The 25,737-nt window shown below is 70.8% G+C and carries 26 protein-coding genes; 13 read left to right on the top strand and 13 right to left on the bottom strand.

Annotation, left to right across the window (positions count from 1 at the left end):
* The 4 genes from def to E1218_RS02335 form a co-directional block, all read left to right on the top strand.
* Positions 1 to 559: peptide deformylase (gene def / locus E1218_RS02350; protein WP_233711949.1), on the top strand; the 559-nt coding region annotated here is incomplete at its 5' end.
* Entirely contained in the window at positions 556 to 1,482 is a 927-nt protein-coding gene (gene fmt / locus E1218_RS02345; RefSeq protein ID WP_132315694.1) for a methionyl-tRNA formyltransferase, read from the top strand. The genes def and fmt, both read left to right, overlap by 4 nt.
* 76 nt (positions 1,483 to 1,558) lie before the next feature.
* Positions 1,559 to 2,944, top strand: a complete 1,386-nt coding sequence (locus E1218_RS02340; RefSeq protein ID WP_132315692.1) for an RsmB/NOP family class I SAM-dependent RNA methyltransferase — start codon at positions 1,559 to 1,561, stop codon at positions 2,942 to 2,944.
* Between the two features lie 48 nt (positions 2,945 to 2,992).
* Positions 2,993 to 3,982, top strand: coding sequence for a DMT family transporter (locus E1218_RS02335; RefSeq protein ID WP_132315690.1), 990 nt, complete (start codon positions 2,993 to 2,995; stop codon positions 3,980 to 3,982).
* On the opposite strand, the gene E1218_RS02330 is transcribed toward E1218_RS02335, so the two are convergent.
* Positions 3,971 to 4,921 carry a DMT family transporter gene (locus E1218_RS02330; protein WP_233711948.1) on the bottom strand — a complete coding sequence of 317 codons (951 nt, stop codon included), beginning with the start codon at positions 4,919 to 4,921 and terminating at the stop codon, positions 3,971 to 3,973. The genes E1218_RS02335 and E1218_RS02330 overlap by 12 nt on opposite strands.
* Before the next feature lie 128 nt (positions 4,922 to 5,049).
* Between E1218_RS02330 and E1218_RS02325 the strand changes: the two genes are divergently transcribed.
* The 4 genes from E1218_RS02325 to E1218_RS02310 are packed head-to-tail and all read left to right on the top strand — an operon-like array spanning position 5,050 to position 10,417.
* Positions 5,050 to 6,252 (top strand): cysteine desulfurase-like protein, encoded by a 1,203-nt coding sequence (locus tag E1218_RS02325; RefSeq protein ID WP_132315686.1) that lies wholly within the window; start codon positions 5,050 to 5,052, stop codon positions 6,250 to 6,252.
* Between the two features lie 39 nt (positions 6,253 to 6,291).
* Positions 6,292 to 7,860: an alpha-amylase family protein gene (locus tag E1218_RS02320; RefSeq protein ID WP_132315684.1), complete on the top strand. Its 1,569-nt coding sequence runs from the start codon at positions 6,292 to 6,294 to the stop codon at positions 7,858 to 7,860.
* Positions 7,857 to 9,128 carry an ROK family transcriptional regulator gene (locus E1218_RS02315; RefSeq protein WP_132315682.1) on the top strand — a complete coding sequence of 424 codons (1,272 nt, stop codon included), beginning with the start codon at positions 7,857 to 7,859 and terminating at the stop codon, positions 9,126 to 9,128. Before E1218_RS02320 ends, E1218_RS02315 begins: the two co-directional genes overlap by 4 nt.
* Before the next feature lie 8 nt (positions 9,129 to 9,136).
* Complete coding sequence (locus tag E1218_RS02310) at positions 9,137 to 10,417, top strand: glycoside hydrolase family 125 protein (RefSeq protein ID WP_132315680.1); 1,281 nt, start codon at positions 9,137 to 9,139, stop codon at positions 10,415 to 10,417.
* Here E1218_RS02310 and E1218_RS02305 read toward each other — a convergent pair.
* The 6 genes from E1218_RS02305 to E1218_RS02280 all read right to left on the bottom strand — a co-directional run bounded on the left by E1218_RS02305 (position 10,410) and on the right by E1218_RS02280 (position 15,249).
* Positions 10,410 to 11,255: an ABC transporter permease gene (locus tag E1218_RS02305; protein WP_132315678.1), complete on the bottom strand. Its 846-nt coding sequence runs from the start codon at positions 11,253 to 11,255 to the stop codon at positions 10,410 to 10,412. The two genes, E1218_RS02310 and E1218_RS02305, sit on opposite strands and share 8 nt — an antisense overlap.
* On the bottom strand, positions 11,245 to 12,141 hold the full coding sequence (locus tag E1218_RS02300) for an ABC transporter ATP-binding protein (RefSeq protein WP_132315676.1): 897 nt from the start codon (positions 12,139 to 12,141) through the stop codon (positions 11,245 to 11,247). Before E1218_RS02300 ends, E1218_RS02305 begins: the two co-directional genes overlap by 11 nt.
* 76 nt (positions 12,142 to 12,217) lie before the next feature.
* Entirely contained in the window at positions 12,218 to 12,628 is a 411-nt protein-coding gene (locus E1218_RS02295; RefSeq protein WP_202865722.1) for a hypothetical protein, read from the bottom strand.
* Between the two features lie 34 nt (positions 12,629 to 12,662).
* Positions 12,663 to 13,328, bottom strand: coding sequence for a response regulator (locus E1218_RS02290; protein ID WP_132315674.1), 666 nt, complete (start codon positions 13,326 to 13,328; stop codon positions 12,663 to 12,665).
* A 21-nt stretch (positions 13,329 to 13,349) separates the two neighbouring features.
* Positions 13,350 to 14,003: a response regulator gene (locus tag E1218_RS02285; protein WP_132315672.1), complete on the bottom strand. Its 654-nt coding sequence runs from the start codon at positions 14,001 to 14,003 to the stop codon at positions 13,350 to 13,352.
* A 76-nt stretch (positions 14,004 to 14,079) separates the two neighbouring features.
* Entirely contained in the window at positions 14,080 to 15,249 is a 1,170-nt protein-coding gene (locus E1218_RS02280; RefSeq protein WP_132315670.1) for a sensor histidine kinase, read from the bottom strand.
* 94 nt (positions 15,250 to 15,343) lie between these two features.
* Between E1218_RS02280 and E1218_RS02275 the strand changes: the two genes are divergently transcribed.
* Positions 15,344 to 15,574 (top strand): DUF6069 family protein, encoded by a 231-nt coding sequence (locus tag E1218_RS02275; protein WP_132315668.1) that lies wholly within the window; start codon positions 15,344 to 15,346, stop codon positions 15,572 to 15,574.
* Here E1218_RS02275 and E1218_RS02270 read toward each other — a convergent pair.
* Positions 15,558 to 16,259: a FadR/GntR family transcriptional regulator gene (locus tag E1218_RS02270; protein WP_132315666.1), complete on the bottom strand. Its 702-nt coding sequence runs from the start codon at positions 16,257 to 16,259 to the stop codon at positions 15,558 to 15,560. The genes E1218_RS02275 and E1218_RS02270 overlap by 17 nt on opposite strands.
* A gap of 95 nt (positions 16,260 to 16,354) precedes the next feature.
* On the opposite strand from E1218_RS02270, the gene E1218_RS02265 reads away from it, so the two are divergent.
* Positions 16,355 to 17,572 (top strand): alpha-hydroxy acid oxidase, encoded by a 1,218-nt coding sequence (locus E1218_RS02265; protein ID WP_132315664.1) that lies wholly within the window; start codon positions 16,355 to 16,357, stop codon positions 17,570 to 17,572.
* Positions 17,573 to 17,582: 10 nt separating this feature from the next.
* Here the strand turns inward: E1218_RS02265 and E1218_RS02260 are convergent, their stop codons facing one another.
* The 3 genes from E1218_RS02260 to E1218_RS02250 form a co-directional block, all read right to left on the bottom strand.
* Positions 17,583 to 18,722 (bottom strand): sensor histidine kinase, encoded by a 1,140-nt coding sequence (locus E1218_RS02260; RefSeq protein WP_233711947.1) that lies wholly within the window; start codon positions 18,720 to 18,722, stop codon positions 17,583 to 17,585.
* 78 nt (positions 18,723 to 18,800) lie between these two features.
* Positions 18,801 to 19,439 (bottom strand): pyridoxamine 5'-phosphate oxidase family protein, encoded by a 639-nt coding sequence (locus E1218_RS02255; protein ID WP_132315662.1) that lies wholly within the window; start codon positions 19,437 to 19,439, stop codon positions 18,801 to 18,803.
* Positions 19,439 to 20,716 (bottom strand): MFS transporter, encoded by a 1,278-nt coding sequence (locus tag E1218_RS02250; protein ID WP_132315660.1) that lies wholly within the window; start codon positions 20,714 to 20,716, stop codon positions 19,439 to 19,441. Before E1218_RS02250 ends, E1218_RS02255 begins: the two co-directional genes overlap by 1 nt.
* 142 nt (positions 20,717 to 20,858) lie before the next feature.
* Here E1218_RS02250 and E1218_RS02245 point away from each other — a divergent pair, with 142 nt between their 5' ends.
* Positions 20,859 to 21,311 carry a hypothetical protein gene (locus E1218_RS02245; protein WP_132315658.1) on the top strand — a complete coding sequence of 151 codons (453 nt, stop codon included), beginning with the start codon at positions 20,859 to 20,861 and terminating at the stop codon, positions 21,309 to 21,311.
* Positions 21,312 to 21,321: 10 nt separating this feature from the next.
* Here E1218_RS02245 and E1218_RS02240 read toward each other — a convergent pair whose 3' ends face one another.
* Positions 21,322 to 21,966 carry an alpha-ketoglutarate-dependent dioxygenase AlkB gene (locus E1218_RS02240; RefSeq protein ID WP_132315656.1) on the bottom strand — a complete coding sequence of 215 codons (645 nt, stop codon included), beginning with the start codon at positions 21,964 to 21,966 and terminating at the stop codon, positions 21,322 to 21,324.
* 182 nt (positions 21,967 to 22,148) lie between these two features.
* On the opposite strand from E1218_RS02240, the gene E1218_RS02235 reads away from it, so the two are divergent.
* Complete coding sequence (locus E1218_RS02235) at positions 22,149 to 22,781, top strand: dihydrofolate reductase family protein (protein ID WP_132315654.1); 633 nt, start codon at positions 22,149 to 22,151, stop codon at positions 22,779 to 22,781.
* 69 nt (positions 22,782 to 22,850) lie between these two features.
* Positions 22,851 to 24,248, top strand: coding sequence for an amidohydrolase (locus tag E1218_RS02230; protein WP_132315652.1), 1,398 nt, complete (start codon positions 22,851 to 22,853; stop codon positions 24,246 to 24,248).
* A 63-nt stretch (positions 24,249 to 24,311) separates the two neighbouring features.
* Here E1218_RS02230 and E1218_RS36940 read toward each other — a convergent pair whose 3' ends face one another.
* Positions 24,312 to 25,718: an Ig-like domain-containing protein gene (locus E1218_RS36940; protein ID WP_233711946.1), complete on the bottom strand. Its 1,407-nt coding sequence runs from the start codon at positions 25,716 to 25,718 to the stop codon at positions 24,312 to 24,314.
* Positions 25,719 to 25,737: the final 19 nt, after the last annotated feature.

The raw sequence follows: 25,737 nt of genomic DNA, 5'->3' as shown, positions 1-25,737 counted from the left end.
GGAGAATCTGTTGTCGGTCACACCCATCCGCCTGTTCGGCGACCCCGTCCTGACCACCAAGGCGGAGCCGGTCGTCGACTTCGACGCCGAGTTGCGCCGCCTTGTCCAGGACCTCACCGACACCATGCAGGCAGCGCCCGGATCGGGCCTGGCCGCACCGCAGATCGGTGTCGGCCTCCGGGTGTTCACCTGGCACGTCGACGGTGAGCTCGGGCACCTGGTCAACCCGGAGCTCACCCTGTCCGCGGACGAGCAGTTCGGCCCGGAGGGCTGCCTGTCGATCCCCGGCCTGACCTTCGACTGCCGCCGTGCGATGTCCGTGATCGCCCGGGGCTTCACCATGTACGGCGACCCGGTGGTGATCGAGGGGGCCGACCTGCTGGCCCGCTGCATCCAGCACGAGACCGACCACCTGGACGGCGTGCTGTTCATCGACCGGCTCGACACCGACACCCGCAAGCAGGCGATGAAGGCGATCCGCGAGGCCGACTGGTCCGGCCTCGGTGGCATGCCCCAGGTGAAGGTCTCCCCCCACGGAATGAACGGATTCGGTCTGTGAGAGTCGTCTTCGCCGGTACGCCGGAGCCCGCTGTCGCCGCGCTCAAGGCGATCGTTGCCAGCCGCCACGAAGTGGTTGCCGTCGTCACCCGGCCGGACGCGCCGGCCGGGCGCGGCCGCAAGCTGGTCGCCTCGCCGGTCGCCCAGCTCGCCGAGGAGCTCGGGATCGAGGTGCTCAAGCCGGTCAAGCCGAGCGACCCGGAGTTCCTCGCCCGGCTGACCGAGATCGCGCCGGACTGCTGCCCGGTGGTCGCGTACGGCGGACTGTTGCCGCAGGCAGCGCTGGACATCCCGGAGCACGGCTGGATCAACCTGCACTTCTCGGTGCTGCCGGCCTGGCGCGGGGCGGCGCCGGTGCAGCACGCGATCATCGCCGGCGACGACGTGACCGGGGCGAGCACGTTCCGGATCGTCAAGGCGCTCGACGCCGGCCCGGTGTACGGCGTACTGACCGAGCCGATCGGCCCCGAGGACACCTCCGGCGACCTGCTCGGCCGGCTGGCCGAGTCCGGCGCGAAGCTGCTGGTCGACACGCTGGACGGCGTCGAGGCCGGCGTACTCGAGGCACGGGAGCAGCCGGCCGACGGGGTCACGCTGGCACCGAAGATCACCGTCGAGGACGCCGAGCTGGATCTGGGCGCTCCGGCGCAGCGGGTGGACCGGCTGGTGCGCGGCTGCAACCCGGCGCCGGGTGCGTGGACGACGTTCCGCGGCGAGCGGCTGAAGGTGCTCGCCGTCCGGCTGACCGACGAGGAGCTGAAGCCCGGCGAGCTGCGGGCGACCAGGTCGAGCGTGCAGGTCGGCACCGGCAGCAAGGTGGTCGAGTTGGTGACGGTGCAGCCACAGGGCAAGAAGCCGATGGCCGCGCCCGACTGGGCCCGCGGTGTCCGCCTCACCGATGAGGACCGTCTGGGGCCTGTGTGAGCGAGCGCAGCGAGCGAACAATGGGTAGAGCAGCGATGTCGGTCACGCCGGAACCGAGCGCCGGCGAGGTGGAGGCGTGAACGACCGGTCTCCGCGTCATCGGGCGCCGCAACGGCGGCCGGACCGGGTTCGCCGGGTTGCCTACCAGGTGATCCGCCAGGTGACCGCCGAGGGCGGCTACGCGAACCTCGCGCTGAACAAGGCACTCCGCGAGCAGCGCCTCGGCGGCCGCGACGCCGCGTTCTGCACCGAACTGGTGCACGGCACGCTCCGCTGGCAGGGCACGTACGACGCGTTCCTCGCCCGCAGCGTGTCCCGCCCGCTCGCCGACCTGGACCCGGAACTGCTCGACCTGCTCCGGCTCGGCACGCACCAGTTGCTCCGGATGCGCGTCGACTCGTACGCCGCGGTCAGCGAGATGGTCACGTTGACCCGCGCCGAGATCGGCCAGAAACGCACCGGCCTGGTGAACGCCGTCCTCCGCAAGATCAGCCAGCGCACGCTCGACCAGTGGATCACCGCGGTCGCGCCGACCGTCGAGGAGGACCGTCTCGGTCGGCTCGCGATCGCCAAGGCCCACCCGCGCTGGGTCATCGAAGCCTTCGCCGACGCGCTGGGTGATCGCGGCACGGGGCTCGAACGGTTGCTCGACGCGGACAACGAGCCGCCGAGGGTGACGCTCGTCGCCCGGCCCGGGGCGGCGGACGTGGACGAGTTGATCGAGGCCGGGGCCAGCCGAGCGAAGTGGTCGCCGTACGCGGCGGTCCTGCAGGGTGGCGGGGATCCGGGGCGGATCGACGCGGTGGCCACCGGCCGTGCCGGGGTGCAGGACGAAGGCTCGCAGTTGGTCGCGGCCGCGCTGGCCGCGGCCCGGGTCGACGGTGACGACGCCGACTGGCTCGACCTCTGCGCCGGCCCGGGCGGCAAGTCGGCCCTGCTGGCAGCGCTCGTGCAGCAGCGTGCCGGCCGGCTGACAGCCGTCGAACCGCTCGAGCACCGGGCCGATCTCGTCCGTGCGAACCTGCGCGCGATCCCCGGCGACCACCTGGTCCTGGTCGGCGACGGCACCGAACCCACCTGGCCGGCCGGGTCCTTCGACCGGGTGCTCGCCGACGTGCCGTGCACGGGTCTCGGAGCTCTTCGCCGTCGCCCGGAAGCCCGCTGGCGCCGTACGCCGGACGACGTCGTCGAACTGCGGCCCCTCCAGGAGGACCTGCTGGACTCCGCGATCACCTCGGTCCGGCCGGGTGGCGTGGTGGCCTACGTCACCTGTTCACCGCACCCCGACGAGACCCGTGCGGTGGTGGACGCCGTGCTCGGGAAGCGGGACGACGCACACCTCGAGGATGCTCGCGAACTGTTCCCCGGTGTCCCGGATCTCGGCGACGGACCGGACGTGCAGCTCTGGCCGCATCTCCACGGCACGGACGCGATGTATCTGGCCCTGGTCCGCCGCTCATAGGGTGGACCTGCTGTCAGGTGTGTGACGGCGAACGGTCATGATGGTCGAGTGACAACGACCGCCACCCGCCCTGCCCGCTCGGCCCGGCACCATCAGATCGTCGGCCTGAGCACGGCGTTCGGGATCGGGATGCTGGTCGCGGTCCAGTCCCGGCTGAACGGCGAGCTCGGCCAGGTGCTGGCCGACGGAGTCGCGGCCGCGCTGATCTCGTTCGGCTCCGGCCTGCTGATCCTGCTGATCGCCACGGCGCTCATCCCGCGGATCCGGAGCTCACTGGGCAGCGTCTGGCGGGCGATCCGGACGCCGATGCGCGGTCACGGCGGTCTGCGCTGGTGGCACTGCATCGGGGGAGTGGCCGGCGCGTTCCTGGTCGCGACCCAGTCGATCACCGTGTCCGTGATCGGAGTCGCCGTCTTCACGGTCGCCGTCGTCGCCGGGCAGGCGGTCAGCAGTCTCGTGGTCGACCGGCTCGGTTTCGGCCCCGCCGGACCGCAGCCCTACACCACGCTCCGCGTCGTCGGGGCGGTGATGGCTCTCGCGGCCGTCGTCCTCGCGGTGTCCTCGCAGTTGAGCCACCCGGACGGCCTGTTGCTCGCCGTCCTGCCTGCGCTCGGCGGTATCGGTACGGCCGTCCAGCAGGCGATCAACGGCCGGGTCGCCCGGACCGCTTCCCGCGACGGGTACGGCGCGGTCGCGGCGGGCGTGGTCAACTTCCTCGTCGGCTTCGTCGCGTTGCTGGTCGTCTTCCTCGGCGACCTCGCGCTGCGGGGCGCTCCGCGGTCCCTGCCGAGCGAGCCCTGGCTGTACCTCGGTGGCGCGTGCGGGGTGATCTTCATCAGCGCCGCCGCGGCGGTAATCCGGGTCGTCGGTGTGTTCGTGCTCGGCCTGGGCACGATCGCCGGTCAGCTGATCGCCAGCTTGTTCATCGACCTGTTCCTCCCGGCCGCCGACAAGGCCGTCACGCTCCCGGTCGTCGCCGGGACCGTGCTCGCCCTGGTCGCCGTCGTGGTCGCGGCCGTCCCGAACCTACGCCGCTGACGCTTCCGCGGCGAGCGCCGGTTTCCGGCGCGGGTTCCGCAGCAGGCCCTGCGAGACGGCCACGCCGAGCAGGACGACCAGCGCGCCGACCGGCTGGTACCAGGTGATGTGCTCGTGCAGCACGATCACGCCGACCAGGATCGAGAAGACCGGCATCAGGTAGGTCACCATCGACGACCGGCTGGCGCCGATCAACCGGATGTTGCGCAGACTGAGGACGAACGCGAGCCCACTGCCGAGCGCGCCGAGCGCGATCACGCTGCCGAGTACCTCGATCGACAGAGACCACGGCACCGGCGGCGCCTCCCGGGTCACGATCGGAGCGACCACGGCGAGTTGCACGGTCGCGCAGATCAGCAGGCTGGCGGACAACGCCGTACCGGACAACGTCGTGCCGGCGATGAAGCGCTTCTGGTAGGGCACCGCGAAGCCGTAGCAGACGGCTGCCAGCATGCACAGCGCCTGGCCGGTCAGGTCGGCGCCACCCTGGACGTTCCAGGCGCCGAGTACGACGAGCATGCCGCCGAAGCCGACCATCAGCCCGAGGACGCGCTGCACCGAGAACGTCTCGGTCCGGAAGATCAGCACGGCGATCGGCAGCACGACGAGTGGGGTGATGCCGTTCCAGATTCCCGCGAGCAGGGACGGGATGCGCTGCTCGCCGTACCCGAACAGGGTCCACGGGATCGCCGACCCGACCGCGCCGACCACGAACGAGTGCACCCACAGCCGAGGCTCGCGGGGCAGCGACTCCCGCTTCGCGGCCAGGATGATCACGAGCACCAGCGACCCGGCGACGACCCGGCCGAGGGCCAGGTAGAGCGGATGCAGTTCCCGTACGCCGACGGAGATGAACAGGAAGCTGCAGCCCCAGATGGCGGCCAGGGTCAACATCGTCGGGAGCCAGGCCTGCAGCGGGACCCGGTCAGTAGTCGTCACGGTGCTCACTCCTGACATCCTGCACCACATCGGGGACAACTCGTACAGATTTGCCCGCCAGCGGGCAGCAGTGGTGAGAAATGGACAACCGGTGGCCGGTGTCGGCGCCACGGGAGAGGATGACTGTCATGGGTGTCTTCGATGTCGTCGCTGTCCGGAAGCAGTTCCCCGCCCTCGACGAAGGAGCCGCGCACTTCGACGGTCCCGGTGGCTCGCAGACCCCGCAGTCGGTCGCCGACGCGGTCGCCGCCACGATGACGTCCGCGCTGGCCAACCGCGGCACGCTCACCGCCGCCGAGCGCCGGGCCGACGAGACCGTGGTCGCCGCCCGGCAGGCGACGGCGGACCTGCTCGGCACCGATCCGCGCGGCATCGTCTTCGGCCGGAGCATGACCCAGTTGACGTACGACTTCTCCCGGACGCTGGCCAAGACCTGGCGGCCCGGTGACGAGGTCGTCGTCACCAGGCTCGACCACGATGCGAACGTCCGCCCCTGGGTGCAGGCCGCCGCATCGGTCGGCGCCACGATCCGCTGGCTGAGCTTCGACCCCGAGACGTCCGAGCTCGACGATGTTGCGCCGCTCCTCGACGAACGCACCCGGCTGGTGGCGGTCACCGGCGCGTCCAACCTGATCGGCACCCGGCCCGACACCGAAGGCATTGCCGACCTCGTCCACCAGGCCGGCGCGCTGCTGTACGTCGACGGCGTCCACCTGACCGCGCACGTCCCGGTCGACGCGGCGTACGCCGACTTCTACGTGTGCTCGCCGTACAAGTTCTTCGGGCCGCACCTGGGTGCGCTGACCGCTTCGCCGGAGCTGCTCGGGTCGCTGACGCCGGACAAGCTTGCACCGGCGACGGACGTCGTACCGGAGCGCTTCGAGCTGGGCACGCTGCCGTACGAACTGCTCGCCGGGACCACTGCGGCCGTCGACTTCCTGGCCGGCCTCGGCGGCACCGGAGCGACGCGGCGTGAGCGCCTGCAGAGCTCGCTGAAGCTCGTGGAGAAGCACGAGGACGGCCTGCGCGACCAGCTGGAGAGGCGGCTCGCGGCCATCCCCGGGATCACGCTCTACGGCCGGGCCGCGCGGCGTACGCCGACGCTGCTCTTCACTGTCGGCGGCTGGACGCCGGCGGCCGTCGCGGAGCGGCTGGCGGCGGTCGGCGTGAACGCACCGGCCGGCTCGTTCTACGCCTACGAGCCTGCTCGTCACCTCGGCCTCGGCGCCGCCGGAGCCGTCCGCGTCGGCCTCGCGCCGTACACGGACCAGTCGGACGTCGACCGTCTGGTGGCCGCTGTGGAGAGCCTTGACGCTGTCTCGACCGACTAACTAAAGTCTGTGGGGAAATTCCGTCCGCAAGGGAGTCAGGTGAACGAGCCGAGCGCGGTCTTCGTCCAGGTCCGCCACTCGGACACCCTGACCACAGCCGTCCGCCGCGGCGGCACCTGGTCGGCGGCGGGCGTCGCGGTGAGCTGGTCCGACGGCACGGTCGACGTCGGTGCCCGGGCCGTCTCGCGGGTCGCGATCCGCTGGTCCGAGCCGCTGCCCGCCGGTGCGCTGATCCTCGGCGACGCCTGGGAACGCTCGTACGGCGACCTGCAGTGGCGGCACCAGCAACCCGAGCGGCTGCTGCCGTGGTACTTCCTCTCCCACGACCCGAGGACCGGCCGGACCACCGGCGCCGGTGTGGACGTGCAACCGAACGCGTTCTGCTCGTGGACCGTCGACGCCGGCGGCTTCACCCTGTGGCTCGACCTCCGCAACGGCGGCGGTCCGGCCCAGCTGAACGGCCGGACCCTCACCGCCGCGACCGTACGGCGGTTCGCGGACGGCGGCACCCCTTGGCTGACCCTGCACGCAGCGGTCGCCGCGATGAGCTCCCGGCTGCCGGCGCGACCTGAGCCCGCGCCGGTGGTCGGGGCGAACAACTGGTACTACGCGTACGGCGAGAACTTCGACGAGAAGGCCGTCCTTCAGGACGCCACCACGGTCGTCGAACTGGCCGACGGCCACCCGGTCAAGCCGTTCTGCGTCGTGGACGACGGCTGGTACCCGGACGGTGGCAACGCTTCCGGCGGGCCGTGGGACATCGGCACTCCCGGCGTCTTCGACGACCTGGCCGGCACCGCGGCCGCGATCAAGGCGATCGGTGCCCGGCCGGGCCTGTGGTTCCGCCCGCTGCGGGTCCGCGAGCCGGGCGCCTGGGGCCGGGCCGGGGTCGACGACGGCCGGGCACTCGATCCGTCGTACCCGGAGGTGCTCGACCTGGTCCGCGCGGATCTGCGGCGGTTCAGGGACTGGGGTTTCGAGCTGGTCAAGCACGACTTCAGCACCTACGACGTCTTCGGCCGGTTCGGCCCGGCGATGGGGTCGGAGCTCACCGACCACGGCTGGCAGTTCCACGACCCCACGCGGACGACGGCCGAGATCGTGCTGGCGTTCTACCGCGAGGTCCGGTCGGCCGCGGACGACGTCGTACTGATCGGGTGCAACACCGTCGGCCACCTTGCCGCCGGCCTGGTCGACGTCCAGCGCACCGGTGACGACACGTCCGGCCGCGACTGGGAGCGGACCCGGAAGATGGGCGTGAACACGCTTGCCTTCCGGTTGCCGCAGCACGACCGGTTCTTCGCCGTCGACGCGGACTGTGTGCCGTGCACGCCGGAGACGCCGTGGGAGCTGAACGAGCGGTTCCTCGACCTGGTGGCCCGATCGGGGACTGCGCTGTTCGTGTCGGTCGATCCGGCGGCGCGGACCGAGCGGTCCGACCGGGCGCTGAGCGAAGGGATACGGTTGGCGCTCAGTGGCGGGGACGCGTCCGGGATCGAGCCGGCCGACTGGCTGGTGAACACCACGCCGGCCGCGTGGCGATCGGGTGACGAGGCGATCCACTACGACTGGTCGCGTCCGTGGGGCGCTGATCCGGTTTCACCGTGACGTTCGGAGGTTCGGTGGCGGTACGCCGGGGGACCAATCTTGATCGGGTCGGCGGTTTCAACGACGCCGTGGTGCTCGACGCGATCCGCCGGACCGACCAGAAACTGAGCCGGGTGGAGCTCGCCGAGGTCACCGGCCTGTCCGGGCAGGCGATCTCCAACATCACTCGGCGACTGCTCGAGGCCGGGCTGGTGCGTGAGGCCGGCCGGCAGCGAGGCACCGGCCTCGGCAAGCCACGCACCCTGCTCGAGCTCGAGCCCACCGGACAGTACGCCGTCGGCGTCCACCTCGACCCGGCCGTGGTCACCGTCGTGGTGCTCGACCTGACCGGCGATGTCGTCGCCCGGCGCCGGATGGACACGCCGTACGGCGACAGCCCCGGCGAACTGATCGACGGGATCGCCGCCACCATCGAAGCGGTGATCGGTGAGGCGGACGCACCGCGGGATCGCGTGGTCGGCCTCGGGATCGCGGCGCCGGGACCGATCGACGTCGAGCGTGGTGTGGTCGTCGACCCGCCCAACCTGGCCGCATGGCATCTGGTCCCGCTGCGCGACGAGTTGCGGGTGCGGACCGGTCTGCCGGTCCTGCTGGACAAGGACGTGACCGCCGCGGCGTCGGCGGAGAAGTGGGCCGGCGGTCCGAACGGGCGCGGCAGTTTCGTGTTCTTCTACCTCGGCACCGGGATCGGCGCCGGCCTGGTGATCGGCGACGAGGTCGTCCGCGGGTCGTCCAGCAACGTCGGCGAGATCGGCCACGTGGTCGTCGACCCGGACGGCCCGCTGTGCTACTGCGGCCGCCGCGGCTGCGTCGGTGAGACCTCTCAGCCGCGCTACCTGGTGCAGCAGGCGGTCCAGGCCGGAGTACTTGCCCAGGGCATCGATCTGGACGACCGGCAGGCGGTGGACGCGGCGTTCGCCCGGCTGTGCGCGGTTGCCGGGGCCGGCCCGGGCGTGGCGCGGGAGATCGTCGCCGCCTCGGCCGAGCGGATCGCCAAGGTGGTCGAGGACATCGCGAACCTGCTCGACCTGGAGCGGGTGGTGTTCGGCGGTCCGCACTGGGAGCAGCTGGCGCCGTTCTTCGGGGACGCGGTCCAGGCCGCGCTGGAGGAACGCTTCCTGGTCCGCTCGGTGCACCCGTTCGAGGTCGCCGGTACGGCGCTCGGCGCGGACGTCGGCGCGATCGGCGCCGCCAGCCTGGTGCTCGACCGGACCTTCTCCCCGAACCCGTCGGTCCTGCCACACAAGGAACTCGCTGCTGAAAGGTGAAGTGTTTGATGATCGATCCCGAGGTGCTGGCCCGCGCCACCGCGGAGGTTCGCCGGGCGACCGGTGACGAGGTGATCGCGGAGATGTTCCGGCGATCGATGGCGGAGAACCTGCCCGCGGTGGCGGAGCGGCTGCCGGACGGCACCACCTTCGTGCTCACCGGCGACATCCCGGCGATGTGGCTGCGCGACTCGGCCGCCCAGCTGCGTCCGTACCTGCTGCTGTGCGCGGACGACCCCGCGTTGCAGGACGTGCTGATCGGCGTGCTGCACCGGCAGCTGGAGTACGTCGTCCTGGACCCGTACGCGAACGCCTTCAACCGGGAGCCGAACGGTGCCGGGCACACCACCGACGAGACCGAGATGTCGCCGTGGGTGTGGGAGCGCAAGTACGAGATCGACTCGCTCTGCTTCCCGCTCGACCTGGCCTACCGGCTGTGGCGGACCACCGGCCGCGCCGACGTGATCGACGACCGGTTCAAGGCCGCGGCCGAGGCGATCGTCGAGCTGTGGACGATCGAGCAGGACCACGAGAACAGGTCGCCGTACCGGTTCCAGCGGCACGACGACCGGCCGTCGGACACCCTCGTCCGCGAGGGCCGCGGCCGGCTGACCCGGCCCACCGGGATGTCGTGGAGCGCGTTCCGGCCGAGTGACGACGCCACCGTGCTCGGCTTCAACGTGCCCGGGAACATGTTCGCCTCGGTGGTGCTCGGCTACCTGCAGGAGATCGCGACCGAGGTCCTGCGGGACGAGTCGCTCGCGGACCGGGCGAAGGCGCTGAAGGCCGACATCGACGACGGGATCGCCCGGCACGGCACGGTCGACCACCCGGAGCACGGCCGCGTCTACGCCTACGAGGTGGACGGGCTGGGCGAGTCGCTGCTGATGGACGACGCCAACATGCCGAGCCTGCTGTCGATCCCGCTGTCCGGGTACGCTGCCGCCGACGACCCGACGTACCTCGCCACCCGCAAGCTGCTGCTCAGCCCGGAGAACCCGTACTACTACAGCGGTACGCACGCGGCCGGCATCGGCAGCCCGCACACCCCGCCGAACTACGTGTGGCACATCGCCCTCGCTGTGCAGGGGATCTCGAGCACGTCGGCGCGGGAGCGCCAGCGGCTGCTGGAGCTCCTCCGGGACACCACCGGCGGCACCGGTCAGATGCACGAGGGCTTCGACGTCGACGACCCGTCGCAGTACACCCGCGAGTGGTTCTCCTGGGCGAACGCGATGTTCTGCGAGCTTGCCCTGGTCCATGCAGGGGTGCACGCGGGGATCAGGTGACGTCCCGGCGACGCGTCGTCCAGGCAGCCAGCAGGGCGAAGATCGCGCAGTAACCCAGCAGCGTCAGCAGGGCTCGTCCGCCGCCGACCGCATCGCGCACCCCAGGCGGTGCGTCGGCGGCGACCATGCCGGTCACGCTGAACACCAGTGCGCCCGCGTTCGCGCCCGGCAGCGCGTCGGACAGGAACTCCAGGTCGGGCAGCAGGCTGCTCACCACGCCGGCGAGCAGAGTCTCGACACCGAGGATCCAGACGACGCCGAGTCCGATCGGCAGCGCCACGTTGCGGAAGGCGACGGCCAGGACAGCACCGGCCAGGCACCACGTCATCAGCACCAGCCACCCGCCGGCGAGTCCCTCCAGGACCGCGGTCAGGCCCGGCCAGTCCATCGCTGTGTTCTCCGCGGCCGCCACGCCGACGCTGCAGGCTGCGCAGGCGGCGAAGATGCCGAGCACCCAGACCGCGATCATCGTCGCCAGCCCGAGGAACTGCGAGGCCAGGACGGCGCCGCGTCCAGGCCGCTGGGTCAGGATGGTCTTCAGTGTTCCCCAGGTGTACTCGCCGCCGACCACGATCGCGCCCAGCACCAGCGCGAGTGCGCCGGCGAAGACCGGGTAGCCGCCGATCGTGTTGTCCATCACCCGCTCCGGCAGCATCCCGCGCAGGATCTCGCTCCGCGGTACGCCGTCGGTCTGCGGGTTCTCGTCACCGGTGACGTACCCCAGGTACGGCAGCAGGTAGCCGAAGATCAGGCTGAGCACGAGTCCGGCGCCGAACAGCACCCAGACCGCCGAACGCTTGCGGAGCTTCAGCACCTCCGCGCGGTAACTACCCGACATCGGCCTTCTCCTCCGTGGTGAGCTCGAAGAACACATCCTCGAGAGCGCGTTCGGTGCTGCGCAGCTCGGACACCTCGATGCCGGCCTCGACCAGCACCCGGTTCACCTCGGCCGCGCGCCGCGGATCCACCTGGACCCGGAGCGTGTCGTCGTACCGGTGGACCGCCCCGAAGCCGGCCAGGACCGACTGGGCCCGGTCCCGCGGGGTGGCGCGGACGACCAGTTCCTGCTCGGCGCGCAGGTCCTCGACGTTGTGCTCGGCAACCATCCGGCCGGCGGCGATGATCCCGACCCGGTCGCAGATCTGCTGCACCTCGCCGAGCAGGTGGCTGGACAGCAGCACCGTCCGCCCGCCGGAGCCGAGCTCGCGGATCAGCCGGCGCATGTCCCGCATGCCGGCCGGGTCCAGCCCGTTGGTCGGCTCGTCCAGGATCACCAGCTCGGGATCCTTGAGCAGCGCCGCGGCCACGCCGAGCCGCTGCTTCATCCCCAGGGAGTACGTCGAGAAGCGGTCGCGGGCCCGGTCCGTCAGGTCGACCAGGTCGAGCACCTCATCGATCTTCCGGCGGGGTACCGCGGCGTACTCGGCCAGCAGCCGCAGGTTGTCCAGGCCGGACAGGTACGGGTAGAAGGCGGGCGACTCGATCATCGACCCGGTCCGGCCGAGCACGCCGGACTGCCCGGGCATGCCGCCGAGCACCCGGACCTCGCCACTCGTCGGCGCGATCAGCCCGGTGAGGATCCGCAGCGTCGTCGTCTTCCCGGCACCGTTCGGACCGAGGAACCCGTAGACCTCGCCCGGCAGCACCGTCAGATCGACACCGTCGACCGCGAGGGTGTCGCCGTACCGTTTCGTCAGCCCCGTGACCTCAACCAATGCATCCATACCCCGAGCGTGCCGGTCAGGCACGGGGTACCGCGTCGCCCAGGGGGAGTGACCGCACCTACCGCCGACGGAGTAGTCAGCCGCCCGGACTGGTCTCCAGCCGTCGCGTACTCCGCTCTGCCAGCGCCTGCGCAACATGCTCGACCGCGCTCCGCATCAGCTCGCCGTAGGCGTCGTCCGCCAGGAGACGCAGCCTCGTCCTGGCCGCCTCCAGGTGCTCCTCCGCCTTGGCGGTGTCACCGAGCCGCCGGTAGTCGTCCGCGAGATTCACGTGCAGCGACGGCAGCCAGTTCTCGTCCTCGGCGTACTCCAGGGCCCGGAGGTCCCAGGCGAGCTCGGCCACGGTCTCGTCCTGGACATCGGCCAGGTAGTGCGCGATCGCACAGCGCGACTGCCGGTCGTCGGCCGCCTTCTCCCAGAGGTCGCTCAGCTGGATCCGGCGGTCGCCGGCCCGCATGGCCGCGGTGATCTGCTTCAGATACTTCATGCCCTCGAGCCTGGGGCTTCGGGTTGCTCGAAGGTCAACCCAGCCAGCCGGGGCGGACCAGGCCGGTCTGGTAGGCGACGACGACCAGCTGGGCGCGGTCGCGGACGCCGAGTTTGATCATCGCGCGGCTGACGTGGGTCTTCGCGGTGGCCGGGCTGAGGACGAGCCGTTCGGCGATCTCGTCGTTCGACAGCCCCTCGCCGACCAGGGCGACGATCTCCTTCTCCCGGTCGGTCAGGACGTCGAGCTCCTTGCTGGCGTGCGGCTGCCGGCTGCGGGTGGCGAACTCCGCGACCAGCCGCCGGGTGACACCGGGGGAGAGCAGCGCGTCACCGCGAGCGACCACGCGGACCGCCTGGAGCAGCTCGACCGGCTCGGTGTCCTTGACCAGGAACCCGCTGGCGCCCACCCGGAGCGCCTCGAACACGTACTCGTCCAGGTCGAACGTGGTCAGGATGACGACGTGGACGTCGGCCAGCGCCTCGTCGGCACCGATCTGCCGGGTCGCCTCCAGTCCGTCCGTGCCCGGCATCCGGATGTCCATCAGCACGACGTCCGGCTTCTCCGCGCGCGCCACCGCCACCGCCTCGGCGCCGTCCGACACCTCGCCGATCACCGTGATGTCGTCCTCGGCGTTCAGCAGCGACCGGAACCCGGCCCGCACCAACGACTGGTCGTCCGCCAGCAGCACCCGAATCATGCCGCCCAACCTAAGCCATTCTCAGGCCAACCCGCCGTCGTGGGCGAGCAGCGCGATCTGCGTGCGGTTGCCGAGCCCGAGCTTGGTGAGGATGTGGGAGATGTGCGCCTTGACCGTCGCCACGCTCATGTACAGCTCGGAACCGATCTGGGCGTTCGACTCGCCCCGAGCGACGGCGAGTACCACGTCGTACTCCCGCGGTGACAGCCGTTCGAGCGCCTGCTGCGCGACCGTGTGCGCGTCCGCCTGGGTAGCCGCCCGGTCCATCAGCCGCCGGGTGATCGCGGGCGACAGGATCGGGTCGCCGGCCGCGACCCGCCGGACCGCGTCGACGATCTGGGCCGGTGGCGTGTCCTTCAGCAGGAACCCGCTCGCCCCGGCGCGGAGCGCGTGCAGCACGTCCTCGTCGGTGTCGAAGGTCGTCAGCACGACGACCTCCGGCGGATCGGTGCGCGCCCGCACCCGCCGGGTCGCGACGATCCCGTCCACCCGCGGCATCCGCAGGTCCATCAGCACGACGTCCGGGAAGTGCGCGTCCACCGCGGCCGGCACCTCGTCCCCGTCGGCGGCCTGGCCGACCACCGAGATCCCGTTGGCACCGTCGAGCATCATTTCCAGGCTCGCGCGCACCAGTGCGTCGTCGTCCACGACGAGAACCCGGACGGTGATACTCATCCACGTCCTCGCTTCGCTCCGGGCGCGGCCGAGGCACAAGTCGGACGGTGCTTGATGATGCCCTCGCTTCGCTCGGTCATGACGGCCACGGTAGCGAGGCCTCCAGCCGGAAACCGCCATCGGGCCGTTTCCCGTGGTTCAGCGAGCCGCCCGCCAGTTGCACCCGCTCGGTCAGCCCGACCAGCCCGGTTCCGCTCCCTGGTGTGAGCGAGGCGCCGTTCGAGCCCGGGTTGGTCAGCTCGATCCGCAGACCCTCGCCCGGCTGCCCGGTCACGGTCAGTGTCACCGGCCGCCCGGCCGCGTGCTTGCGGGCGTTGGTGAGTCCTTCCAGCACGACCCGGTACGCCGTCCGCCCGGTTGCCGGGGGCAACGTCGTGGAGTCGTCGACCCGGTCGTCGTACGCGATCGCCGTACCGGCCTGCCGGGACTCGGCCACGAGTTCCCCCAGATCCTGGAAGGTGGGCTGCGGACGGCCTCCGTCGACGTCCTCGTCACGGAGGACGTTGATCACCTCGCGCAGTTCGTCGAGCGCCTGGTGGACGCCGGTGCGGATCACCCCGGCGGCCTGGGCCAGCTTGACCGGTGACGAGTCCGGGCGGTACTCGAGCGCCCCGGCGTACGTCGCCAGCAGCGACAACCGGTGCGCGAGGACGTCGTGCATCTCGCGCGCTATCCTGGTCCGTTCCAGCGTCCGCGCCTCGGCGACCCGGCGGCCCTGCTCGGTCTCGGCCCGGACGGCGCGCTCACGCAGCGAGTGGAGCACCTGCCGGCGTGCCTGGGTCCACTGACCCCAGCCGAGGAAAGCCGCGTGCACGGCGACGTCGAGAACGGCGAACCAGAGGAACGGGAGGTTGCCGATCGGCCGCCACAGACCCTGGACGAGGTGGCCGGCCGTGCCCGCCGCCGCGATCAGCACCGCGGTCAGCAGCGGCCGGCGTTGCGCGACCGTCAGCGTGCCGCTGGTGGAGGCCGGAGTGGCGGCGGGGGAGAGGGCGGCAAGACCCGCGAGCAGCAGCGTCCCCGAGGCCGGCCACCGCCCGACCGCGAGGACGAGGCCGGTGGCAACCACCCCGACCACGATGTCGAGAACCAGCCACGGCCGCTCGGCGCCGTCGGCCTGGCGGCCGACGATCGTGGCCGCGGTGAACCCGCCGATCGCGAGCACCGCGACCACGGTCGCCCAGCGGTTCCAGCGGGCTCCGACGCACAGCACGCCAGGACCGTCCTGGTCCGGAAACTCCTGCATGTCCTCGACCCTAGGGCGCGATCGCCGTCCGTCACCACCGACCAAAGTCGGTGCCCGGCCGACTTCGGACCGGGTGGGTCCAGCTTTCCGGCCGATGCCGTCCGACCGGGGCCTGCTGGCCGTGCTGGAACGTCGCACGGTGAACGCACGGAAGGTCTGGACGGTGGTTGCGGTGACCGCCTGCGTCCTGTCACTCGGCAGTCCGCTGACCAGCGGTATCGGTGCCGGCGCCAGAGTCGGCCTGGCCGCTCTGCACCTTGTCGTCGGCGCCGCGGTGATTCTGGGACTGCGCCGTACCGCGCTCTCGGCTACGGAGCGGTGTTGAGGCGCGCGGCCTGGTAGAAGCCGCGGATATGGGCGGTGACCAGCTCGGCGGCGTCGTCCGGTGTGCCCGCGCGGATCGCCTTCACGATCGCCCGGTGCTCGGACCGCAGCCCGACCGTGGTCGCCTCCCAGTCCGTCAGGTTGGGGACGGCGGCCAGTACGTACCCGTGGATCGCCGATCGCAGCGAGGCCATCACGGCCGCGATCAGCACGTTCCCCGCCAGGCCGGACAACGCCACGTGGAACTCGGCGTCGAGCAGGTGGAACTCCTCCGGTGACAAATCGGGGGCGTCCATCTGGTCGAGCAGGTCGTCGGCGAGCTTGAGCTCTCCGCTGTCGACCTGCCGGCCGGCCGCTTCGCGGGCGGCCCACGACTCCAGCAGGATGCGGGTCTGGACGACGTCGTTCATCGGCAGGTGATTGGTTGCCAGGTGCAACCGTAGGACAGCGGTCAGCGGCGACACCGGCTCCGCGACGATCACTGCGCCGGCCTCGGGCCCGGAGCCCGTGGCCGTCCGGACCACCCCCATCGCCTCGAGCACGCGGACCGCTTCGCGCACCGACGGCCGGCTGATGCCCAACTGCTCGGCGAGCACGCGCTCACCGGGCAGGCGCTCGCCGATCCGCAGCCGTCCGGCGGCCAGGTCGGCCTCGACGCGATGCAGGACGAGTTCGTAGTTCTTCACCCGCGGCTCCCCATGGGGACGACTCTACCTGTGTGGTCGGACCACGGGCTATGCTGTGGTCCGACCACATGACCCCCGCCGGCCCCGGAGTACTGATGACCGATCGACAGCTGCCGAAATGGTCCGAGCTCAAGCCGCTGCTGCGGCCGAAGCCGATCACGGTGAACCCGACCGACCGCCGGCTGGAGCGGGCGCTCACCATCACCGACCTGCGGGCGATCGCCAAGCGCCGGACGCCGCGATCGGTGTTCGACTACACCGACGGTGCCGCCGAGGCGGAGATCAGCCTGCAGCGCGCCCGCCGGCTGTTCGCGGAGATGGAGCTGCAGCCGTCGATTCTACGGAACGTGTCCGAGATCGACCTGGGGACGTCGATCCTCGGTGGCCGCTCGGAGCTGCCGTTCGCGTTCGCGCCGACCGGATTCACCCGGATGATGAACCACGAGGGCGAGAGCGCGGTGGTCAGGGTCGCCGAGCAGATCGGCATCCCGTACGCGCTGTCCACGATGGGGACCACGTCGATCGAGGACGTCGCGGTCGCCGGTCCGGACGCGCGCAAGTGGTTCCAGCTGTATGTGTGGAAGGACCGCGACGCCGGCGAGGACCTGGTGAAGCGGTCGGCCGCGGCGGGATACGAGGCGCTGATGCTGACGGTCGACGTGCCGGTGGCGGGTGCGCGGCTGCGCGACGTCCGCAACGGGTTCACCATCCCGCCGTCGCTGACGGCCAAGACCGTGCTGGACGCGTCCCTGCATCCCGCCTGGTGGGCGAACCTGCTGACCACGCGGCCGCTGACGTTCGCATCGCTGTCGGCCTGGGACGGCACGGTCGCCGAGCTGCTGGACACGCTGTTCGACCCGACGATGACGATCGACGACCTGAACTGGCTGCGGTCGATCTGGTCCGGCCCGCTGATCGTCAAGGGGATCCAGACCGTCGAGGACGCCCGCCGGGTGGTCGACGCGGGCGCCGACGCGATCGTGCTGTCCAACCACGGCGGCCGTCAGCTCGACCGGGCGCCGACACCGCTGCGCATCCTGCCCGAGGTCCGCAAGGCCGTCGGCAGCGACGCCGAGATCTACCTCGACACCGGCATCATGTCCGGCGCGGACGTCGTCGCCGCGATCGCGCTGGGTGCCGACGCCTGCCTGGTCGGCCGTGCCTACCTGTACGGCCTGATGGCCGGCGGCCAGCGCGGGGTTGCCCGGGCCGCCGAGATCCTCACCGAGGAGGTCCGCCGGACGATGGCGCTACTGGGCGTCTCCCGGGTGGCCGACCTCAACCCGTCGCACGTCCGCCTGCCGCAGGTCTGACAGAGCTGACCTACAGCGGCAGGTGCGCGGTGATCCGCAGCCCGCCGGCCGGGGTGCGGGTCGCCGTCAGGGTGCCGCCGAGAGCGGTGGCCCGCTCACGCATGCCGATGATGCCGTTGCCCTCCTTCGGCGGACCGGTGAGCGACTGGCCGTCGTCGTCGACCTGGAGTACGAGCGCTTCCTCGCCGTACTGGATGCGCACGGTGGCCGCGTTCGCCCTGGCGTGCCGGACGATGTTGGTGAGCGACTCCTGGATGATCCGGAACGCCGCGCGATCCAGCCCCGTCGGCAAGGGCTGCGGGTCGCCGTGGACGATCGTGTGCACCTCCAGGCCGGCGCGGGAGGTCCGGCTGACCAGGTGCTCGAGCCTCTCGAGGCCGGCCACCGGCTGCCGGGGCGCCGACTCGTCCGACTGCCGCAGGATCCCGACGATCGACCGCAGCTCGACCAGCGCCTCCTTGCTCGCGTCCTTGATCGCGGCCAGCGCCGGACCCGCCTGCTCAGGCTGCCGGTCGACCAGGTGCAGCGCGGTCGACGCCTGCACGTTGATCAGCGAGATGTGGTGCGCCACCACGTCGTGCAACTCCTGCGCGATCCGCAGCCGCTCCTCGCCGGCCTTCCGCAGTTCGGCCTCCCGCCGCGTCCGCGCCGCCGCGATGACCCGGTCCCGGTGGGCCCGGAAGAGCTCCGCGGTGAACCCGAGGACGACGAAGCACGTGCCGACCAGGAGCACCTGGTAGACACCGTCCTCGTTGATCCCCAGGATCAGCCGGCCGCCGACGTGGCCGACGTACAGGGCGGCGATCCCGATCCAGCCCGCCAGCCGGTGACCGAGGCGGATCACTGTGAACGCGGCGATCACGAACGCGAAGATCACCGGGCCGTACGGGTACTGCATCAGCATGTAGACGAGCGTCGACCCGACCGTTGCCCACAGCACCGGGATCGGGTGGGTCCGCAGCCAGTACAGCGACACCGACCCGATCAGCAGCAGCACGACCATGAACCAGTCGCCGTCGCGCCGGTCGGTCTGGCCGTTGGCCGCGCCGAACGAGCCGACCACCGCGAGGACACTGATCACGACGGGCAGCGCGATCCGCCGTACCCGGGCTCCCCAGGTCGGCGGCGCGATCGGCTCAGTACTGGTCACACTCGAAACCGTAGAGGCCGACCCGGCCGGGTGTCATCGTCGCCACGGAGTATCCGCGCCTGCTCCCACGGCGGTAGTTCAGTACTTGACTTTATAGATCTTCTCCTCGTACGCCGGGCCGTAGTACGTCGCCAGCTCGGCCAGGTCGTCGTCCTGGCGTTCCAGCGCCTTCGCGATCCGCGGGCGGCTGGGCACCGCGTCGGGGTCCCAGGTGCCGGGCTTCCACAGCTGCGAGCGGAGGAACGACTTCGAGCAGTGGTGGAAGACCTCCTCGATCTCCACCAGCAGCGCCAGTTGCGGACGGTTGCCGCGGACGATCATCTCGTCGAAGAACGGCGCCTCCCGGACGATCCGCGCCCGTCCGTTGACCCGCAGCGTGTCACCACGGCCGGGGATGAAGTAGATCAGCCCGACGTGCGGGTTCGTGAGGATGTTGGCGAACCCGTCCACCCGGCGGTTGCCCGCGCGCTCCGGGATGGCGATGGTGCGGTCGTCGAGGATTGTGGTGAATCCGGCCGGGTCGCCCTTGGGCGAGACGTCGCAGGTGCCGTCGGCCGCCGAGGTGGCGATCAGGCAGAACGGGGAGGCGGCCAGCCACTGCCGGTCCAGCTCGTGCAGCGCCTTGCGGGTCTTGCCCGCGGCGGCGGCCAGTGGCGGCGGCACGACCTCCCGCAGCTCGTCGTGCGTCGTGATCTCGACCAGTCCGGGGATCTCCATCAGGCGGCGTTCTCCTTTGCCGGCAACGGCAGGGCGTCCTCGTCGACGGCCCTTGTCCGTGCGGCCCATCGTACGGCGAGACCAGTTGCGCAACTGGTCCCCAGGAACAGCGCACCCACCGCGATCCAGCCGATCGGGCCCCAGCCCAGGACGACGGTGGTCAGCAACGCCGGACCCAGCATCCGGGCGATCGCCGGGCCCGTGCCGAAGAAGCCCTGGTACTGCCCTTGCTTGTCAGCCGGTGCCAGTCCGAAGCTGATCTCCCACGCGCCCGAGGCCAGTTTCATCTCGCCGAAGGTCAGCAGGGCTGCTCCGCCGACCAGGACGACGGCCGCCGTCGACCCGGCCATGTCCGCGGCCGAGGTCGCGAACACCGCGCACGCGGCCAGCATCGCGACGCCGGCGTACCGGATCGAGCGGGTAGCCGTGCGGAGGTCGTGGACGGCGCGGGCGATCCGCACCTGGAAGAGGGTCACACCGAGGGTGTTGACGATCAGCAGCGATGCCACGACCCAGTCGGGTGCATTGGTGCGGGTGACGATCCACAGCGGGACGACCAGGCTGAGGAGCGGCATGAAGAGCAGCATGATCGCGTTCAGCAGCGCGAGGACGGCGTACGGGCGGTCGTGCAGGACGGCGAGCCGCGGCTCACCCTTGACCCGGGTGCTCACGGCCACCCGGGGGACGCGATGGATCAGCCGGGCCGCGATCATGAAGCTGAGAGCGTCGAGCCCGAAGACGACCAGGTACGCCGTCTCGGTGTCGTAGTGCAAAGCGATGCCGCCGAGGCCCGCGCCGACCGCGAGTCCGGCGTTCACCGTGGACTGGAGGAAGGCTCGGATCCGGGTGCGCTCCGACGGCTGCACCAGGCCGGCCAGCAAGGCCTGGCGGGCGGCGGTGAGGCCGGTCTGACTGGTCGCGTAGACGATCGCCGCGATCAGGAACAGCGGGAAGCTCCGGACGACCAGGAAGCTGCCGACGGACGCCGCCGTCGTCAGGGCGAGCAGGACCGCGACGCCGCGGGCGCCCTGACGGTCGGCGAGGTTGCCCAGCGGGACGCCCATCAGAAACCCCACCAGCCAGGCGACCGTCAGGCCGAGCCCGACCTCGGCCGTCGAGAGGCCGACTACGCGGGTGAAGAACAATGCGCTGGTGACGATGAACGCGCCGTCGCCGACCGAGTTGGCGAGTTGTGCCATCGCCAGGTTCCGGGGCGCGCCGGCCGGCGGGAGAACGCTGTCGCGGCCGCTGCGCAGGCGGCGGGCGGTGATGCTCATCGTGGTCTCCCTTGACTCGGTATGGTTCGAGCCTAGGAGCGTGGCGGCCCAGCAGGTAGATCCACTTCTGCGCTCAGATGTTGGGCCAATTTGGACTGTGGACAACTCGGATCGGGGGACGGGACAACGGCACTTTGTAGGTATGAGCTTCCAAGACCTGCCACCGACCTGGACCGACCATCCACTCTCCGATCCCTGCCTCGCCACGGACGTCGTCGACCTCCTGGTGAGTCTCGGCGACCGCCACCGCGGCACGTTCACCGTCGTCCTGTGCGACCAGGACACCCGGTACCGCGCGGCCCTCGCCGTCGACCTGCCGTCGGAGTTCGAACACCAGGGTCGTTCGCTGGCCGCCGGTGACTTGTGCACCTCGGCCTTGACCCCGATCATGCCCGCCGTCCGCACGGCCCCCGGCACCACGATGCTGCTCGCCCTCGGGCGCCCGGGTCCACCCACCTTGCCCGCCCTGGACACCGAGTGGGCCACCGCGGCCACCCGGACCTGCCAAGCCGCCCAGGTGCCTCTGCTGGGCTTCTACGTAGCCACCCCTCAGCACATCTACGAGCCACTTCGCCCAGCCGTGGCGGCGGCCTGACATGGCCGGGTCAGCGGACGCCGCGCGGGCGGAACTGGATGCTGATGCGAGGTCCGATGTGGCCGGAGGCCTTGGGGATGGCGTGTTCCCAGGTGCGTTGGCAGGAGCCACCCATGACGATGAGGTCCCCGTGGCCGAGCGGGTAGCGGACGGTCGAGCCGACCGGGCCGGTGGAGGCGCCGGGGCGGGGTCGCAGCGCGAGCACGCGCGGTTCGCCGACGGAGAGGATGGCCACCATCGTGTCCTCGTGGTTGCCACGGCCGATGCGGTCGCCGTGCCAGGCGACGCTGTCGCGGCCGTCGCGGTAGAAGCACAGGCCGGCGGTGCGGAACGGCTCACCCAGTTCGCCGGCGTAGTGCGCGCTGAGCAGGTCACGAGCCTCGTCCAGGATCGGCAGCGGAAGCTCCTCGTTCTCCCCGTAGAAGCACAGCAGTCGCGGCACGTCGACGACCCGGTCGTACATCTGCCGCCGCTCGGCCTGCCACGGAACATCCCGCGCCAACCGCTCGTACACCTGATCCGCCCCGGTCAGCCACCGCCGCAGTACGTCGATCCACGCGCCGCGGCCCAGGTCCGTGCGCTGGACCGCTGCCACCGGGCCCAGCGCAGGATCCTCGAACGCATCGAGCAACGAGCCCTGAAGGTCACCCGCCATACCCCCAGCATACCCGAGATTCGAACAGGTGTTCCCATAAGTAGAGGGCTCGGTGGTCGGCAGGTATCAACTTTCTTGATGATTCGGCGTGTGAACTGGCATTGGACGCCATGGGTCTGCTACGGGCACGCTCAAGAGCACGACCACGACACGGTCACCCACCGCGACCAAGGAGCAGCGCCATGTCACTCGCCCGCGTGCACAACTTCTCCATCTCACTCGACGGCTACGGCACCGGGGAGGGACAGAGCCGCGACGCACACTTCGGTCACGCCGGGGACCGGCTGCACGAATGGATGTTCGCCACCCGGTCGTGGGAGGCCGGTGGGAGCGGCGGTGTGGACGATGCCTTCGTCCGGCAGCACGATCAGGGAATCGGCGCCGAGATCATGGGCGCCGGCAAGTTCGGCCACCCGGGATGGCATGAGGAGCCGGACTGGAAGGGCGCCTGGGGACCCAATCCGCCGTTCCACACCCCGACATTCATCCTCACCCATCACCCGCGACCGTCGATCGAGATGGAAGGCGGGACGACCTACCACTTCCTCGACGTGTCCCCGGTCGAGGCACTCGAGGCGGCCCGTGAAGCGGCGGGCGGCAAGGACGTACGCCTCGGGGGAGGTCCCACGCTGATCCGCGACTTCCTGGCCGCCGGGCTGGTCGACTACCTGCACGTCGTCGTGGTGCCGATCGTGCTCGGTCGCGGCGTACGGCTCTGGGACGGGCTGGAGGGTGTCGAGAGCGACTACCGGGTCGAGACCATCTCCGCGCCCAGCGGAGTCACGCATCTGACCTTCACGCGCCCCGGGATCTGACCTGCGGCCTCTCCGCATGGCCCGGCGGATGCACGAGACTGCGGGTACGTCGACCCGACTGGAGGACGGATGTCGTACCTGATCCGCAACGTCTCGGTTCTGATCGTGCCCGAGTCCGGCGAGTGCCGGGTCGACGAAGGGCGGGACATCCACGTCCAGGACGACCGGATCGCGGCCATCACACCCACCGGGACACCTTTCCGCGCGGCTCCCACCGCGTCGTCCGCGGCGCCGACTCCCAGCGCGTCGCCCGGCGCATCGCCCGGAGGCGCGGACGGGGAGGTGATCGACGGGACCGGACTGGTGGCGGTGCCTGGATTGGTGAACTCGCACACGCACAGTCCGATGGTGATGATGCGCGGGGCGGCGGAGGACCTGTCGATCGAGGACTGGTTCAACCAGCGGATCTGGCCGATGGAGGTGAACCTGACGCCGGAGCGGGTCCGGGTCGGTGCCCGGCTCGCGTGCGCGGAGATGTTGCTGGCCGGCGTGACCACGTTCGTCGACCACTACTTCCACGCCGACCAGATCGCCGCAGCGGCCGTCGAGTCCGGGATCCGCGCCGACCTCGCGCCCACGTTCTTCTCGTCTGCCGGCGCCGAGGCCGTCGACGCCGCGATCGCCACGGCGCGCGACCTCCGCACGGTCGGGCCGCGGGTCACCGCCAGCCTGGGGCCGCACGCGACCTACACGGTCGGCGACGACGACCTGCGCCGTACGGCGGAGATCGCGCGGGCGGAAGGCTTCCGGATCCACCTGCATGCCGCCGAGACCGACGACCAGACGCAGTCGTCCGTCGACCGCCTCGGCGTGACGCCGGTGCAGGTCCTCGAGCGCACCGGCGTGCTCGACGCGGGCGCGCTCATCGCCCACGGCTGCGGCATCCGCGACGCCGATCTGCGGATCCTCGGGCAGTACGCCGACCGCGTCACGGTCGCCAGTTGCCCGAAGGTCTACCTCAAGCTCGCCATGGGTACGGTCACGCCTATCAAAGGCCTGCAGTCCGTCGGCATCCGAATCGGCATCGGCACGGACGGAGCCGCCGTCCACAACACGCTGGATGTCTGGGAGGCGCTGCGGATGGTCGCGCTGACACAGAAGCAACGTGAGCAGGACGCCGAGTGGATGAACGTCTCCGATACTCTCCGCCTGGCCACGAGAGGTGGTGCCGCGGCCGCCGGGCTCGCCGATCAGGTCGGCGCGCTGGAGCCGGGCCGCCAGGCCGACATCGCTCTGGTCGATCTCTTCGGGCCGCACTGCCGGCCGATCCACGATCCCAGAGCGGCCCTGGTCTACTCGGTGCGTTCGTCCGACGTCGTCACGGTCCTGGTGGCCGGTGAGGTCGTCGTTCGCGATCGCCGGCTCACCACGCTGGATCTCGGCGAGGTGCTGGCTGAGGCCAACGACCTCGCGCACACGTTGGTCGATCTCTCCAGGGGAGGCGCGGTCCAGCACTACGCCCCCTGAAACCTGTGCCCGACGACAGCGGCACGCCCCGGCCACCAGCCCGGGGCGTGCCGGCTCAGGAGGTCAGCTGATCGTCAGGATCTTGTTCACCGTGTACACCTGCGTGTGGTCGGCGTCGCCCGGGAACCAGACGCGGTAGGCGATCTGTCCGCGGACGGCCGGCTTGATGCCGAACGCGTACCCGCCCCAGGCACTCAGCTTCATCCAGGCGATCGACTTCCACACCTTGTTGCCGTACTGCTGCAGATAGACGTACTGGCCGGCGTGCACCGGAGCGACGTACCCGCTGAACCTCGTCACCTGGCCCAGCCTGATCGAGGCCGGCGCCAGCGTGGCCGAGATCGTCGGCGTCACCTGCGTGGTGACGTCCGGCGTCCGGGTCCCCATCAGGTCGGCGTTGCCGGGGAACGTCAGCATGTACACCGACGACACCGCCGGCTTGTGCACGAACGACATCGTCCCCTTCGACGACGACTTCAGCGCCGCCAGCAGGGTGAACCTGGTGCCGTTCTTCGGCCGCACGTACAGGTTGACCGGCAGGCCGGCGTAGGCCACGTTGTCGATCCGGTACGTGCTGCCCTTGATCAGGACCGAGCCGCCGTAGCTGACCGCTGTCGTGCTCAGCCTGATGCCGGTCTTCATCCCGAGCAGCCGAGTCACAGCGACCGGGCTGACCTTCCCGCTACGGTCCTTCACCCAGGCCGCGAAGGTGTACGTGACACCTTGCGCGAGGCCGGTGTTCTTGAAGGCGGTCGCCGTCCCGGCGTAGACGAGCGTGCCCGTGGTCAGGGTCGGTACCCTGCTGTTCGCGTTGCGGCGCACGATCACCTGGTCGAGATCCGACATCGGCCCGAGCTTCCACGCCAGGTTCGCGGCCAGATAGGCGCCGCCGGCATCGAACACCGGGGCCGACGGTGCCAGGTCGACCGTCGTGAACACGCTGCTGAACGGGGCGAGCGACGCACCGCCGGCCTCCTGGACCTCGCTGACGACGATCCGGTACGGCTGGTTGTCGAGCAGCGGCGCGGTCGGCGTGAGCACGGCCTTCCGGGTCGCGTCGTCGTAGGCAACCGTGGCACCGACGGTGGCACCGGTCCTGCCGTTCACCAACCGGACCGTGCTCGCCGTCACGCTGCTCGCGAGCATTGCCCGAGCGAACGTCACCGACGGCTTGGTGGCGACCGGTGCACCCGCCGAGAGGTCGGCCGGCGCGACGTCGCGCACGGGATAGTCGGTCTCGGGCTCGCTTCCGCCCGTGCCTTCCTCGCTGAAGGTCAAGGTGTACTTGCGCGTGTCCCGCGAGCCGTTGTCGTTGCGAACGGCGATGTACGTCGTGCCGGCGGCGACGCTGACGTTGGCGGTCGCGGTCAGTGGTGCGGGCACGTTCGGGTTCGCCGGGTACGGGTTGACCGCGCTTCCCAGCGACTCCAGGTCGGCGTTGTACACGTCGATCCGCGGGCCGATGTTCACCGGGTACTCGAGGTTGTAC

Origin of the sequence: Kribbella turkmenica, from assembly GCF_004348725.1 — a bacterium.
Classification (GTDB): Bacteria; Actinomycetota; Actinomycetes; order Propionibacteriales; family Kribbellaceae; genus Kribbella; species Kribbella turkmenica.
Note: the sequence above shows the minus strand (reverse complement) of the source record. Positions and strands in the feature narration are given on the sequence as shown.